This window comes from Streptomyces rubradiris (assembly GCF_016860525.1).
GTDB classification, from domain to species: Bacteria; Actinomycetota; Actinomycetes; order Streptomycetales; family Streptomycetaceae; genus Streptomyces; species Streptomyces rubradiris.
Genome location: NZ_BNEA01000015.1, coordinates 4469775 through 4482429 on the forward strand (window position 1 = coordinate 4469775; position 12655 = coordinate 4482429).

11 protein-coding genes and 2 pseudogenes are annotated in these 12655 nt (G+C 70.4%); 4 read left to right on the top strand and 9 right to left on the bottom strand.

Annotated elements, in window-relative coordinates:
- Positions 1-192: 192 nt before the first annotated feature.
- Together Srubr_RS33090 and Srubr_RS33095 are read right to left on the bottom strand one after the other, a co-directional pair.
- The gene (locus Srubr_RS33090) at positions 193-1266 is read right to left on the bottom strand and encodes a C40 family peptidase (RefSeq protein ID WP_189992581.1); all 1074 of its coding nucleotides are present in this window, start codon (positions 1264-1266) and stop codon (positions 193-195) included.
- 200 nt (positions 1267-1466) lie between these two features.
- A complete protein-coding gene (locus Srubr_RS33095; RefSeq protein WP_189992579.1) occupies positions 1467-2261 on the bottom strand; it encodes a class I SAM-dependent methyltransferase in 795 nt (264 codons plus the stop codon).
- A 246-nt stretch (positions 2262-2507) separates the two neighbouring features.
- Between Srubr_RS33095 and mshA the strand changes: the two genes are divergently transcribed.
- Positions 2508-3842 (top strand): D-inositol-3-phosphate glycosyltransferase, encoded by a 1335-nt coding sequence (gene mshA / locus Srubr_RS33100; RefSeq protein ID WP_189992577.1) that lies wholly within the window; start codon positions 2508-2510, stop codon positions 3840-3842.
- Entirely contained in the window at positions 3835-4335 is a 501-nt protein-coding gene (locus Srubr_RS33105) for a type III secretion system chaperone family protein (protein WP_189992575.1), read from the top strand. Before mshA ends, Srubr_RS33105 begins: the two co-directional genes overlap by 8 nt.
- Before the next feature lie 17 nt (positions 4336-4352).
- Here the strand turns inward: Srubr_RS33105 and Srubr_RS33110 are convergent, their stop codons facing one another.
- Together Srubr_RS33110 and Srubr_RS33115 are read right to left on the bottom strand one after the other, a co-directional pair.
- On the bottom strand, positions 4353-4976 hold the full coding sequence (locus Srubr_RS33110) for a hypothetical protein (protein WP_229926572.1): 624 nt from the start codon (positions 4974-4976) through the stop codon (positions 4353-4355).
- 79 nt (positions 4977-5055) lie between these two features.
- Positions 5056-5856, bottom strand: coding sequence for a helix-turn-helix transcriptional regulator (locus Srubr_RS33115; RefSeq protein WP_189992573.1), 801 nt, complete (start codon positions 5854-5856; stop codon positions 5056-5058).
- A gap of 49 nt (positions 5857-5905) precedes the next feature.
- On the opposite strand from Srubr_RS33115, the gene Srubr_RS33120 reads away from it, so the two are divergent.
- Complete coding sequence (locus Srubr_RS33120; RefSeq protein ID WP_189992571.1) at positions 5906-6331, top strand: DUF2000 domain-containing protein; 426 nt, start codon at positions 5906-5908, stop codon at positions 6329-6331.
- 47 nt (positions 6332-6378) lie between these two features.
- Here Srubr_RS33120 and Srubr_RS33125 read toward each other — a convergent pair whose 3' ends face one another.
- Entirely contained in the window at positions 6379-6852 is a 474-nt protein-coding gene (locus tag Srubr_RS33125) for a carboxymuconolactone decarboxylase family protein (protein WP_189992569.1), read from the bottom strand.
- Positions 6853-7051: 199 nt separating this feature from the next.
- Positions 7052-8329: an MDR family MFS transporter gene (locus tag Srubr_RS33130; protein WP_189992567.1), complete on the bottom strand. Its 1278-nt coding sequence runs from the start codon at positions 8327-8329 to the stop codon at positions 7052-7054.
- A 170-nt stretch (positions 8330-8499) separates the two neighbouring features.
- On the opposite strand from Srubr_RS33130, the gene Srubr_RS33135 reads away from it, so the two are divergent.
- A complete protein-coding gene (locus Srubr_RS33135) occupies positions 8500-9261 on the top strand; it encodes a phosphoglyceromutase (protein WP_189992565.1) in 762 nt (253 codons plus the stop codon).
- 81 nt (positions 9262-9342) lie between these two features.
- Here Srubr_RS33135 and Srubr_RS33140 read toward each other — a convergent pair whose 3' ends face one another.
- The 3 genes and pseudogenes from Srubr_RS33140 to Srubr_RS33150 all read right to left on the bottom strand — a co-directional run bounded on the left by Srubr_RS33140 (position 9343) and on the right by Srubr_RS33150 (position 11716).
- Positions 9343-9528, bottom strand: coding sequence for a hypothetical protein (locus Srubr_RS33140; protein WP_189992563.1), 186 nt, complete (start codon positions 9526-9528; stop codon positions 9343-9345).
- A 369-nt stretch (positions 9529-9897) separates the two neighbouring features.
- Positions 9898-10840: pseudogene (locus Srubr_RS33145) on the bottom strand (tyrosine-type recombinase/integrase); the annotation flags it as partial.
- A gap of 10 nt (positions 10841-10850) precedes the next feature.
- A pseudogene (locus Srubr_RS33150) lies at positions 10851-11716 on the bottom strand (IS5 family transposase).
- Positions 11717-12655 lie beyond the last annotated feature (939 nt).

The following is a 12655-nucleotide window of genomic DNA, read 5'->3' on the forward strand; positions in this document are numbered from 1 at the left end:
CTGGGACCGCCCCGGCGGAATGGTGTGAGCCGGGTCGCTCCGTCGCCCGCCGCCGTCATATGCCGCGTTCCGTACCGCAGTTGGACACGCCGGCGGGCCCTCGGGGATGACGAAGCTCACGTCAGGCGGGAGTTGGCCGTGCGGTGGGTCACGTGATCCAGGTCACCGGGGCGGGCGCGGGTGCGGCGTCCGTCACGCGTCCGGTCGTACGACGCCCAGGATCGGCATGGAACCGGCGCCCGCCTCCGTCACCGTACGGCCGGGGCGCGGGGCGTGGATGATCCTGCCGTCACCGATGTACAGCCCGACGTGGCTGGCGTCGTCGAAGTAGATGACGAGGTCGCCGGGGCGCATGTCCTCGGTCTCCACGTGCGGCAGCCGCCGCCACTGCTCCTGTGAGGTGCGCGGTACGGGGTGTCCGGCCGCGGCCCAGGCCTGGGAGGTCAGGCCGGAGCAGTCGAAGGAGTCCGGTCCCTCGGCGCCCCACACGTACGGCTTGCCGAGCTGCTCGGTGGCGTACTTCACGGCCTTCTCGCCCGGCGCGGAGGCCTGGTCGTGGGCGTCCTGGAGGACGCCGGTGTCCAGCCAGGCGGTCTGCGCCTTCTGCGCGGCCTCGCGCTCCAGCTCGGCGAGGCGCTCCTTCTCCTCCTTCTCCAGCCGGGACTGGAGCTTCTCCGCCGCGTCGATCTGCTGCTCGATCTTCTTCTTGGCGGCGGCCTTGGCCTTGCGGTTGACCTCCAGCCGCTTCCACTGCGCGGAGGCGTCGTCGGCGTAGGCCCGCAACTCCTTCTGGGTGCGGGTCATCTCGGCCATCAGCCCGGTCGCCGCGCGCTGGCCCTGGAGCACCCGGCCGGCGCCGTCGAGGAACCGGCCGGGGTCGTCGGTGAGCAGGAACTGGGCGGTGGAGGAGAGGCCGCCCGTGCGGTACTGGTCGCGGGCCGCCGCGCCCGCCCGGTCCTTCAGCCCGTCCAGCCGCTGCTGGCCCTGGTCGATCTTCCGGGCCAGCTCCACGATCTCGGCGGACTGCTTCTCCGCCTTCTCCTCGGCCGCGTTGTAGGCGTCGGTGGCCACGGACGCGTCGTGGTAGAGCTTGTCGAGCTTGGCGCGGACCTCCTCAAGGTCCTTGTCCGGCAGGGGAGTCCGGGCCGGTGAGGGCGTGGGTATGGGTGCGGGGGCCGCGAACGCCGTGCCGGGTGCCGCGAGGACGGTCACCGCGCAGACCACGGTCAGGGCGGCCGTGAGCAGGCCGCGCTTGCCCGAACCCATACCTGTTTCCCCCAAACTGATTTACCGTCAGTAACTTACGGTCGTCTGAGGGATCGTGCCACGGTCGCGCGCAAAGCGACAGAGGCCGTCGGACACCGGATGCCCCCCGGCGGCCCGTCGGGTACGGCGATCACCTCGCCGGTGTGACGAACGGGACGCGGGAAGCGTTCCCCCGCACGTGTGTCCGGCCCGGCCGGCGGTCAGCCCACCGGCGCCAACGCGGCCCAGGCCACGGTGACTTCGCCCTGCCGCCAGCGGGCCGGGGTGTCCGTCACCGGCCAGTCGGCGGTCAGGTCCCGCACCGTGCGCATCCAGCGCTGACGGGCGCCGTAGGAGGCGTAGGGCGCGGCAGCGGCCCAGGCGCGGTCGAAGTCGCGCAGGAAGGCGTGTACCGGCTCGCCCGGGACATTGCGGTGGATCAGCGCCTTCGGCAGCCGCTCGGCGAGGTCGGAGGGGCGCTCCAGGGAGCCCAGCCGGGTGGCGAAGGTGACCGTGCGGGGGCCCTCGGGACCGAGCGCCACCCACACGTGCCGGCGGCCGATCTCGTCGCAGGTGCCCTCCACCAGCAGTCCGCCCGGGGCGAGCCGCGCGCACAGCTGCCGCCACACCGGCGCGACCTCGGCCTCGTCGTACTGGCGCAGTACGTTCGCGGCCCGGATCAGCGCGGGCCGTCCGGGCACCGGCACCTCGAAGCCGCCGTGCCGGAAGACCAGGCCCTCGCGCTCGTACGGCCGCGCCGCCGCGACCCGGACGGGATCGATCTCCACGCCGACCACGCGGGTGCGGGGCGCCGCCGCGCGCAGCCGGGTCAGCAACTCCACGGCGGTCCAGGGCGCGGCGCCGTAGCCCAGGTCGACGGCCACGGGGTCGCTCGCGCGGCGCAGCGCGGCGCCGTGCGCGGCCGCGATCCAGCGGTCCATGCGGCGCAGCCGGTTGGGGTTGGTGGTCCCGCGCGTCACCGTGCCTACGGGTCGGGGCGCTGCGGGGGCTCTCATGCGTACGAGGGTAAGGGGCCCGCGCTCCCGAAGGGGCGCGGGGAACCGCGCGACCGGCCGCGGCCCGCCTGCGGCCGGAATGCGACGCGAGTGCCGACGGCGTATCGAACGTACGATCGATAAAAGGTAATGATTAGGCAAAGCTGCTTGATCGGGAAATGGCAGGGCACCTGCCCGCTGTTGGAGTCCTGGGGAGGGCGCCGGTGGGCCCTCCTACGGCATGCCCGCATCAAGGAGGTCCGCCACGTGAGCCAGTACGTCAGCAGGCTCGGGCGACGCTCCCCGTCGGCCTCCCGGCTCCGGCTGTACCGCAGACCCCGACGGGTCGCCATGCTCTCCGTGCACACCTCACCGCTCCACCAGCCCGGCACCGGCGACGCGGGCGGCATGAACGTCTACATCGTGGAGCTGGCCCAGCGGCTCGCCGAGATCGACATCGAGGTCGAGATCTTCACCCGGGCCACGACCGGCGGCCTGCCCCCCGCCGTCGAGCTGGCCCCCGGCGTCCTCGTCCGGCACGTCGACGCGGGCCCCTACGAGGGCCTGGCCAAGGAGGACCTGCCGGCCCAGCTGTGCGCCTTCACCCACGGCGTGATGCAGGCGTGGGCCGGTCACCGCCCCGGCCACTACGACCTCGTCCACTCCCACTACTGGCTCTCCGGGCACGTCGGCTGGCTCGCCGCCCAACGCTGGGGCGTGCCCCTGGTGCACGCCATGCACACCATGGCCAAGGTCAAGAACGCCAACCTGGCCGAGGGCGACACCCCCGAGCCCGCCGCCCGCGTGATCGGCGAGACCCAGATCGTGGGCGCCGCCGACCGGCTCATAGCCAACACCGACGAGGAGGCCGACGAACTGGTCCGGCACTACGCGGCCGACCCGGCGAAGGTCGCCGTGGTCCACCCCGGCGTCAACCTCGGCCGCTTCCGCGTCGCCGACGGCCGCGCCGCCGCCCGCGCCCGCCTCGGACTGCCCCAGGACGCCCTGATCCCGCTCTTCGCGGGCCGCATACAGCCGCTGAAGGCACCGGACGTGCTGCTGCGTGCCGCGGCCGTGCTGCTGGAGCACCGCCCCGAGCTGCGCTCCCGGCTGGTCGTCCCGGTCGTCGGCGGCCCCAGCGGCAGCGGGCTCGCCAAACCCGAGGGGCTGCAGAAGCTCGCGGCCCGGCTGGGCATCGCGGACGTGGTGCGGTTCCGGCCGCCGGTCGGGCAGGAGCAGCTGGCCGACTGGTTCCGGGCCGCGTCCGTGCTGGTCATGCCGTCGCACAGCGAGTCCTTCGGGCTGGTCGCCATCGAGGCGCAGGCCGCCGGCACCCCGGTGCTCGCGGCCGCGGTCGGCGGTCTGCCGGTGGCCGTGCGCGACGGTGAGACCGGCTTCCTCGTCCAGGGCCACGATCCGGCCGACTACGCGCGGGTGCTGGGCCGCTTCGCCGACCACCCCGACCTCACCGAGCGCATGGGCCGGGCCGCCGCCCGGCACGCCCAGTCCTTCGGCTGGGACACGGCCGCCGCCGCCACCGCCGACGTCTACACGGCGGCGACCCAGTCGCACCGCCGTCGCGTACGCTCCCACCATGGCTGATGTCGAGAAGGCCGGGCAGGTCCTGGAGGGCGTCTTCAAGGACGCGGAGCTGGAGTGGGAGAGCCCCGGGCCCGGGAACTACGTCGTCCGGCTCCCCGGCACCCGCAAGCTGTCCACGACCGTCTCCTTCCTCGTCGGCCGCCACTCCCTGTCGCTGAACGCCTTCGTCATCCGCCACCCCGACGAGAACGAGCCCGGCGTCCACCGCTGGCTGCTGGAGCGCAACCTCAAGCTCTACGGCGTGAGTTACGCCGTCGACCGCCTCGGCGACATCTATGTCACCGCCCGCCTCCCGCTCGCCTCCGTCACCCCGGACGAGGTCGACCGCCTCCTCGGCCAGGTCCTGGAAGCGGCCGACGGCGCCTTCAACACCCTGCTGGAGCTGGGCTTCGCCTCCTCGATCCGCAAGGAGTACGCCTGGCGGGTGTCCCGTGGCGAGTCCACCAGGAACCTGGCGGCGTTCGCCCACCTGATCGAACGCCCGGAGGACTGACGGGGCGGCCCGGGGGCTCAGGACGGGTCGGGCGTGGGGGTCGGGGTCGCGCCGCCGTGGTCGAGTTCGTCGGCGAACGCCCGTAGCGCGTCGGCCAGTTCCTTCTTGGTCGGCAGCTGATCGACCTTCTTGTCCAGCTCCGTGATGCGCCGGTTCAGCTCCTCCAGGCTCGCCGTCCCGGTGGGCTCGTCCGTGGGGCCGGGGTCGTCCGGGCCCGGTTCGGAACCGCCGACGGCACCCGTGTCGCCGCTGCCCCCGCCGACGGTACTGCCGGAGCCGGTGACGGTTCCGTCCTCGGGGATGCCGCCGGACGTGCTCCCACCGTCGGACGTTCCGCCGTAGAACAGGCCGCCGTCGGTCGAGGTACCCCCGGTGGCCGTGCCGTCGGACGTACCGCCGGAGGACGTGACGCCGACGGACGTGCCCCCGGTGTCCCCGTCCGGCGGAACGGTGGCCGCGACACCGCGCCCCTGGCGGGGGGTCTCGTCCGAAGGGGCCGCGAGCGCCACGCCGACGCCGAGGGTGACCAGGGCCGCGGCACCCGCGACGGCGAGCGGCACGCGTCTGAGCCGCAACGCGCGGGCGGAGGCCGGGGATTCGCCGGAGGTCTGTGTGTCCTGTGCTTCTGGTGTGTCAGTCATGCGGGGAGGCTAACCAGCGCTGATCGGCGGACGGGAGGCTTCCGCCGAACCCTCGCACACCGCCGCACGTCCCCGCGGATCAGCGGGCGCTGTTCCGGTAGCGCCCCGGGGTGACGCCGACCAACTTCCGGAAGTGCCGGGTGAGATGGGCCTGGTCGTAGAACCCGGTGGCCGACGCGACCTCGCCCGGCGGCACCCCGTCGAGCAGCAGCCGCCGGGCCCGTCCGACCCGCAGGGACATCAGGTACTGGTGCGGCGCGATGCCGTACGCACCGCTGAACGCCCGTACCAGATGGGCCGGATGGGCGTGCAGCGCCCGCGCGGCCTCCTCCAGGGAGAGACCGGGGACGACCCGGGCGTCCAGCAACTCCCGCAGCCGGCGCGCGAGTACCGGGTCACGGAACCGGCGCGGCGCTCCGGCGCGCGGCCGCAGATGGTGCCGCAGCCGCTCCGCGACCAGCGTCAGCCTGCTCTCCGCCTCCAGTTCGTCACCGGGCCGGGCGAGGGCGGAGTGCAGCCGGGCGACCCGTACCCGGAGCGCGGGGTCGCGCAGGTCGGGGGAGTCCACGGCCGGACCGATCAGCTCCTCCCCGAGCCGGCCGGCGTCGAGGTACACGACCCGCTTGCGGAAACCCCCCGGTGTGGCGGGGGAGCCGTTGTGCGGCACGTGCGGCGGCAGCAGCGTCACGGTGTCGTGCGGGGTGCCGTGCTCGTGCCGGTCGAGGTCGTACCGTACGGCCCCGTCGTCCACGATCAGCAGCGTCCAGGCGTCGTGGACGTGCATCGGGTAGGCGTACTCGGTGAAGCGGGCGTGGAAGACCTCGGTGACGCCCGGCACCACGGGGCGCCACGCGGTGACGAGTTCCTGCCCGGCGGCCATGCAAAAAACGTACAAGACCCGGCTACGCTGCGGAGGCGAGTCTCGGTCCATGAACACCGAACCCATCCGCTTCGACACGAAGATCGCCGTGCTGCTGCGCGAGGACCTGGAGCCCTGGCAGCGCCTGAACGTCACCGCCTTCCTGGTCAGCGGCCTGGGCACCGCGTCGCCCGAGGTGATCGGGGAGCCCTACGAGGACGCGGACGCCGTGCCGTACCTGCCGATGTTCCGCCAGCCCGTGCTGGTCTTCGAGGGCGCGAAGGAGACCCTGAAGGCGGCCCACGGCAGGGCGCTGAGCCGCGCCCTGCCGCGCGCGGTCTTCACCTCGGACCTGTTCGCCACGGGCAACGACCGCGACAACCGCGCGGCGGTCCGGGCCGTCCCGACGGACGACCTGGACCTGGTGGGACTGGCGGTGTACGGCCCGAAGAACGCCGTGGACAAGGTCCTGAAGGGCGCGCGGATGCACCCGTGAGGTGCCCCGGCCGAGTGATGCGTGGACGCACGCACCCGTGAGCGTGCTCAGCCGAACATGCCGGGCACGTAGTCGCCGGCGGGCTGCTGGACGATGACGTTCGCGCGGTTGTAGGCGTTGATCAGGGCGATGAGCGCGACCAGGGCGCCGAGCTGCTCCTCGTCGTAGTGCCGGGCGGCGTTCGCCCACACCTCGTCCGGGACCCCGCCGGAGCCGTCGGCGATCCGGGTGCCCTGCTCGGCCAGCTCCAGCGCGGCCCGCTCGGCCTCGGTGAAGACGGTGGCCTCCCGCCAGACCGCGACCAGGTGCAGCCGGGTGGCGTTCTCCCCGGCCGCCGCCGCGTCCTTGGTGTGCATGTCGGTGCAGAACCCGCAGCCGTTGATCTGGCTGGCGCGGATCTTCACCAGCTCCTGCGTGGCGGCCGGCAGCGAGGACTCCGCGAGCGCCTGCCCGGCGGCGTTGAAGTGCCGGATGACCTTGCCGATGACCGGGTTGGCGAAGAGGTTGAGGCGAGCGTCCATGGTGTCCTCCTGGTGGGTAGTGGCTGCTTCCACCTCACTGACGGACGCGGGGGCGGGGATGTGACATGGGTGGGTGTGACGTGGGTCTCATGGGAGGCCGGGCGGGTCCGAGCGGGTACGGGCACCGGCCGTGAAGCGGGGGTGGGTCCGGGCGGTACGACCATCCGCCCCACCCCTCGCAGGCGGAGGCCGGGGCGGCTCAGGCGGCAGGCACTTCAGTCCCCGCACCCGCTCCCGCCCCCTTGTCGGCCGGTGCCGGAGCCGCAGCGCCGGCGGGCTCCTCCGGCGGCAGCCGGCGCATCAGCACGCCGTACCCCAGACCGGCAGCCGTCCCCACCACCGCGCACAGGCCCCACAGCCAGCCCGCGCCGAGCCGGTCGATGACCGCGCCCGACATCAGCGGGGCGACCAGCGCGGCGAGGGACCAGGACAGGGTGTACACGCCCTGGTAGCGCCCCCGGCCGTGCACCGGTGAGAGCCGGACCACGAGGCCGGTCTGGGTCGGGGCGTTGACGATCTCGGCCAGGGTCCACACGCAGACGGTCAGCATGAAGACACCGACCGACCCGGCGAAGCCGGTCAGCCCGAAGCCGTACCCGGCGAGGACCGAGGAGACGACGAGCAGGGTGCGCGGGTCGCGGTGCTCGATGAACCGGGTGACGGGGATCTGGAGGGCGACGATCAGGATGCCGTTGACGGCGATGGCCAGGCCGTAGTCGGCGGGGGAGAACCCGGCCCGCCCCATGGCCACGGGAAGCCCGACCGAGCCCTGCTGGAAGACGAGGGCGACGAGGAAGGACAGCCCGACGACGGCCATGTACCGCCCGTCGCGCAGCACCGTGCCGAGGCCGACCTCCGCCCCCGCCTGCCGGGCCGTGGGCGCGGGCCGCGACTCGGGGACCTTCGCGAAGACGACGATCGCGCAGGCCAGGGTCATCCCGGCCTCGATCAGGAACCCGGCGAGATAGCTGAACTCGGCGATGAACCCGGCCGCCATGGAGGAGACGGCGAACCCGAGGTTGATCGCCCAGTAGTTGAGGGAGAACGCGCGCACCCGGTCCTCGGGGCGCACGATGTCGGCCATCATCGCCTGCACGGCGGGCCGGGAGGCGTTGGAGGCCATGCCGACGAGGAAGGCGACAGCGGCGATGGCCACCGGGTCGGTCATGAATCCGAGCAGCGCGACGGAGGCGGCGGTGGCGCTCTGCGCGATCAGCAGCGTGGGCCGCCGGCCGAGCCGGTCCGCCATCACGCCGCCGGCCAGCGAGGAGACGACCCCGCCGAGCCCGTGCAGGGAGGCGACGAGACCGGCGTACGAGGCGGAGTAGCCGCGGTCGAGGGTGAGGTAGAGCGCCATGAAGGTGGCGACGAAGGCGCCGAGCCGGTTGACGAGCGTACTCGTCCACAGCCACCAGAACTCGCGCGGCAGCCCGGAGACGGACTCCCGGACGGCACGTCTGACACGGGCTGGTGACATCGAGGTTCTCCCACGGCGGTAAGCGGCTCAACCGGAGAGGACACCTTACAAATGTGCCGCCGAGCCCCGCCACTCATTTAGCGGAGCATGCCAATCAAGCGGGGTCGCCGATGCCCGTCCGGCGCCCGTCCGCGTCTCATCCCGTATTTTCCTTAGGTAGGCTCAGGACCATGGCCGACGCACCGTACAAGCTGATCCTCCTCCGCCACGGCGAGAGCGAGTGGAACGCGAAGAACCTGTTCACCGGCTGGGTGGACGTGAACCTGAACGAGAAGGGCGAGAAGGAGGCAGTCCGCGGCGGCGAGCTTCTGAAGGACGCCGGTCTCCTGCCCGACGTGGTCCACACGTCCCTCCAGAAGCGCGCGATCCGCACGGCCCAGCTGGCGCTGGAGGCCGCGGACCGCCACTGGATCCCGGTCCACCGCTCCTGGCGCCTGAACGAGCGCCACTACGGCGCCCTGCAGGGCAAGGACAAGGCGGCGACGCTCGCCGAGTTCGGCGAGGAGCAGTTCATGCTCTGGCGCCGCTCCTACGACACCCCGCCCCCGCCGCTGTCGGACGACTCCGAGTTCTCCCAGGCCCACGACGCGCGCTACGCGACGATCCCGCCGGAGCTGCGCCCGCGCACGGAGTGCCTGAAGGACGTCGTCATCCGGATGCTCCCCTACTGGTACGACGCCATCGTCCCCGACCTCCTGACCGGCCGCACGGTCCTGGTCGCCGCCCACGGCAACAGCCTGCGCGCCCTGGTCAAGCACCTGGACGGCATCTCCGACGCCGACATCGCGGGCCTGAACATCCCGACGGGCATCCCCCTGGTCTACGACCTGGACACCGACTTCAAGCCGGTCACCCCCGGCGGCAAGTACCTGGACCCCGAGGCAGCGGCAGCAGCCATCGAGGCGGTCAAGAACCAGGGCAAGAAGAAGTAACACCACACCATCAAGCCCCCGACCTGCGAAAATCCTCGCGGGGCGGGGGCTTCTTGGTGGGGCTGGGCCGCCCCTGGGCCGTCAGGCTTGAGTGGGCCGACGCGTCAGGCGCGTGTGCAAGCGGAACGCGATGAGGAAGCCGACGAGCACAGCAGCTTTCTGTGGAACGTCGAGCCAGATGGGCAGCATCGCGATCACGCTGCCGATCAAGGGCATCGGCAGCGGATAGGCGGAGATGTGGATGGTGAGCCCCGGGCGTGCGAGCATGGGTGTCCTCCAGGTGTTGGTACGCGCTACCTGCATTGGAGACAGGGCCGCTCCTGCCGGGGAGCGGCCCTACATTTCGGAATGACTTTATTTGGCTTTATCTGCCGTCCGCAAATCTCCAGGTTGGGCCTAGTGATGTTGGGTAGTTGACTTAGCTTGGGATGACTGGCTGGCGTAGTGCCGAGGCTTCGTGGAGCGCTCTCGATCTTGCTGGTGTGGCGCATGCACACAGGTGGGGGGTGTGCCAGTAGGTCGGTCGCGAAAGTTCGCCGCCTGATTTCATTTGTCACCCAAATGCCGCGACGCAAAACCCGAGCGCAGCATTTGGTCGCGCATTTGAAATGCTGGCGATGTGCAATTTTGCAGTCATCAAATGCATGTCGGATCTGCGAGATTGCAATTTTGCTGCGCGTTGAAGAATTGGGTCACGGCATTTCGTGTGCGTTCCTGGCTCGACGGCATGAGATGCGCGTACACGCGGAGGGTCAGGCCCGGATCCGAGTGGCCGAGGTACTCGGCCAGGGCCTTGATGTTCTCCCTGGCGTCCAGGAGCACCGAAGCGTAGAAGTGGCGGAGGGCGCGCATGCCGTTCTCCCGGGACTCGGCGTACGACCCGCCCGGCTTCCGCTCGGGGATCACGCCAGCCGAGGCAAGGGCCCGCTTCCACACCTCCTCGTTGAGCGACGTGCGCCAGACGTGCCCGCCGCGCAGCCCGGTGAAGATCAGCCGCTTGGTCACTGGAGGCCCGTCCGCCACCTTCCACGGCAAGGTGATCTCGACCGGCGGGAACCGCTTCATGTGGGCGCGGAGGGCGTCAGCGACCGGGCCGGGGAGCGGTACGTCCCGGAGCTTGCCGCCCTTCGGCGGGGCGAAGACCGGCTTGCTGCGGCTCAGCTTGAGCTGCTGGACCATGTGGAGGGTGTCCGACTCGAAGTCGATCGCGTCGACAGCCATGCCCAGGATCTCGCCTTAGCCCGCAGCCGCCGCCCAGGTCGACCATGGCTTGGTAGCGCTCGGGCATGCCGGCCCGGACGGCGAAGACCCGTTCCGGCGTCCAGGGCACGACGCGCTTGTTGTTTACAGTCGGTGGACGGACGGAGCGAGCGGCGCACGGGTTCCGGGCAAGGTGCCCGTCGTCCACGGCCGCGCTCAGGGCGGCACGCACGTTGGAGTAGATGGTCCGGGCATACGAGCCACGGACGCCGTTCTCCTGGAGCTGCCGCACCCAATCGCGGATGTGAGCGGGCTGGAAGGAGCCGAGCGGTCGCGACCCCAGGTAGGGGTAGGCGTGCAACCGGAGCTGCGACTCCATCTAACAACGGCTAACGCAATGAGCCCAGTTGGCGGTGGGCGATCAGGCAGCAGGCGAGTTTGAGGAACGCTTCGTGGATGTCGGTCCGGTGTTCCCATCGGATCTGCAGGCGCCGGAAGCCGTGCAACCACGCGAAGTTTCTTTCGATCACCAAGCGGTAGGCACCCAGGCCGGTGCCGTGTCGTGTCCCGCGGCGGGCGATGGCCGGCACGATGCCGCGGGCGCGGACCTGGTCGCGATAGATGTCGTGGTCGTAGCCGCGGTCCGCGAAGAGCGAGTCGGGTCTGCGGCGCGGACGGCCGACCCGGCCACGGACCGGCGGGATTGCATCGAGCAGGGGCAGGAGCTGGGTGACGTCGTTGCGGTTGCCGCCGGTCAGCAGGACCGCGAGCGGGGTGCCGTACCCGTCGGTGATCGAATGGTGTTTCGAGCCTGTCCGGCCTCGGTCGACCGGCGAGGGGCCCGTGCGGCTCCCCCTTTTAGCGCTCTGACGTGGGAGGAGTCGACCGCGCAGCGGGACCAGTCCAGCCGCGAGGCTGCGTTCAGTTCGGCCAGCAGGACCTCGTGGAGCCGTTGCCACACGCCGGCCTCGTTCCAGTCCCGAAGGCGACGCCAGCAGGTCATCCCCGAGCCACATCCCAGCTCCTTCGGGAGGTACTCCCACTGGATCCCGGTGTGCAGCACGTAGAGGATCCCGCACAGCACCTCCCGGTCCGGTAAGGCCTTGCGGCCCGGGTACCGGAAGCGCCGTTCGCGCTGCGGCAGCAGCGGCTCCAGGCGATCCCACAGCTCATCCGACACGATCCACGGCGACGTCCCCACACCAAGCCGAACGCTCAACTCGCACCCCGGACACGGCCACCAGCGCCAGACCACCTCATTCTCATTGTGTTAGGCGTTGTAAGTGGTCACGCTTCGCCTTGATGTGGCTCCTGGCCTGTCTGGTGGAGCCAGTCGTACCCGTCTATCCAGCCAATCACGCTCGGAGCGCTCGGGTCCGATATTTCACCGCCAGATGTATCGACAGATATCCCAAAGGACCGGACGTGGCGATGGAACGTTATTGTGCAGGGTTTATCGAGGTACTGATGGTAGTGCTCGGGAAGTGGCGTTAGCGACTGATGCCCTTCCTCTAGACTGGAGAAAGCCAATCCACTTGCTACCTCTCGCGAATGTTGGTGCATCCTCTGCGCGACTTCGTCGGCGTCCCGAGATAGGGGTTCAAGGTATCTTGCAAGAAATGACTCGTGTGCGACGTCGAAGTAGCGAACTGCGCCGTTCAAGTGCCGTCCTTCTTCGCCGCCCTCCGTAGGCTCTAAATGGCCAATCCTCACCCAGGGCAAAGCAATCAGTTCACTGTTTCCGTTGTCCTCAAAGGCGCAGACCATAGGCGCCCTAACTACTGCCAGATTGACTACAATCCTTGGAAAGAGTAGTGGGTGCCCCTCGGTGGGCTTACTGAGTGACTTTAGATGGTCGGCGACCTCAAGAGAGGGAGGGTAAGGGACTACCGCGTTGGTAAATACACGGATATCTTGCCCGTCGAGGCCGTGAATCTTGGAAAACTCGTTGTGTTCGACGGGTGCAGATTTTGCCTCTGTAGATCCTTGGCTGTAATCCCCGCGTGAAGCTCTGCGAAAGGCGGCGGCTCGTCCGCGCTCATTTCACCCCTAGGTATCTGATCCCGCTAGCTTAGCCAGTTTCTTTGATACGGTGGGTCCTCTTTGCGTCACAGTGTAGATGCCACTTCCGGCGCGGGACCTCGGTGTCAGCCCGCCATGAGCACGGGTAGTGTGATCGCTCATGGGCCGTCTC

What these genes read in the sequence shown, in the direction of transcription:
- Srubr_RS33125 (WP_189992569.1), bottom strand. Translation starts at nt 6,852, where the DNA reads ATGGACGCTCGCCTCAACCTCTTCGCCAACCCGGTCATCGGCAAGGTC.
- Srubr_RS33110 (WP_229926572.1), bottom strand. Translation starts at nt 4,976, where the DNA reads ATGACTGACACACCAGAAGCACAGGACACACAGACCTCCGGCGAATCC.
- Srubr_RS33140 (WP_189992563.1), bottom strand. Translation starts at nt 9,528, where the DNA reads ATGCTCGCACGCCCGGGGCTCACCATCCACATCTCCGCCTATCCGCTG.
- Srubr_RS33135 (WP_189992565.1), top strand. Translation starts at nt 8,500, where the DNA reads ATGGCCGACGCACCGTACAAGCTGATCCTCCTCCGCCACGGCGAGAGC.
- Srubr_RS33105 (WP_189992575.1), top strand. Translation starts at nt 3,835, where the DNA reads ATGGCTGATGTCGAGAAGGCCGGGCAGGTCCTGGAGGGCGTCTTCAAG.
- Srubr_RS33130 (WP_189992567.1), bottom strand. Translation starts at nt 8,329, where the DNA reads ATGTCACCAGCCCGTGTCAGACGTGCCGTCCGGGAGTCCGTCTCCGGG.
- Srubr_RS33090 (WP_189992581.1), bottom strand. Translation starts at nt 1,266, where the DNA reads ATGGGTTCGGGCAAGCGCGGCCTGCTCACGGCCGCCCTGACCGTGGTC.
- Srubr_RS33095 (WP_189992579.1), bottom strand. Translation starts at nt 2,261, where the DNA reads ATGAGAGCCCCCGCAGCGCCCCGACCCGTAGGCACGGTGACGCGCGGG.
- Srubr_RS33120 (WP_189992571.1), top strand. Translation starts at nt 5,906, where the DNA reads ATGAACACCGAACCCATCCGCTTCGACACGAAGATCGCCGTGCTGCTG.
- Srubr_RS33115 (WP_189992573.1), bottom strand. Translation starts at nt 5,856, where the DNA reads ATGGCCGCCGGGCAGGAACTCGTCACCGCGTGGCGCCCCGTGGTGCCG.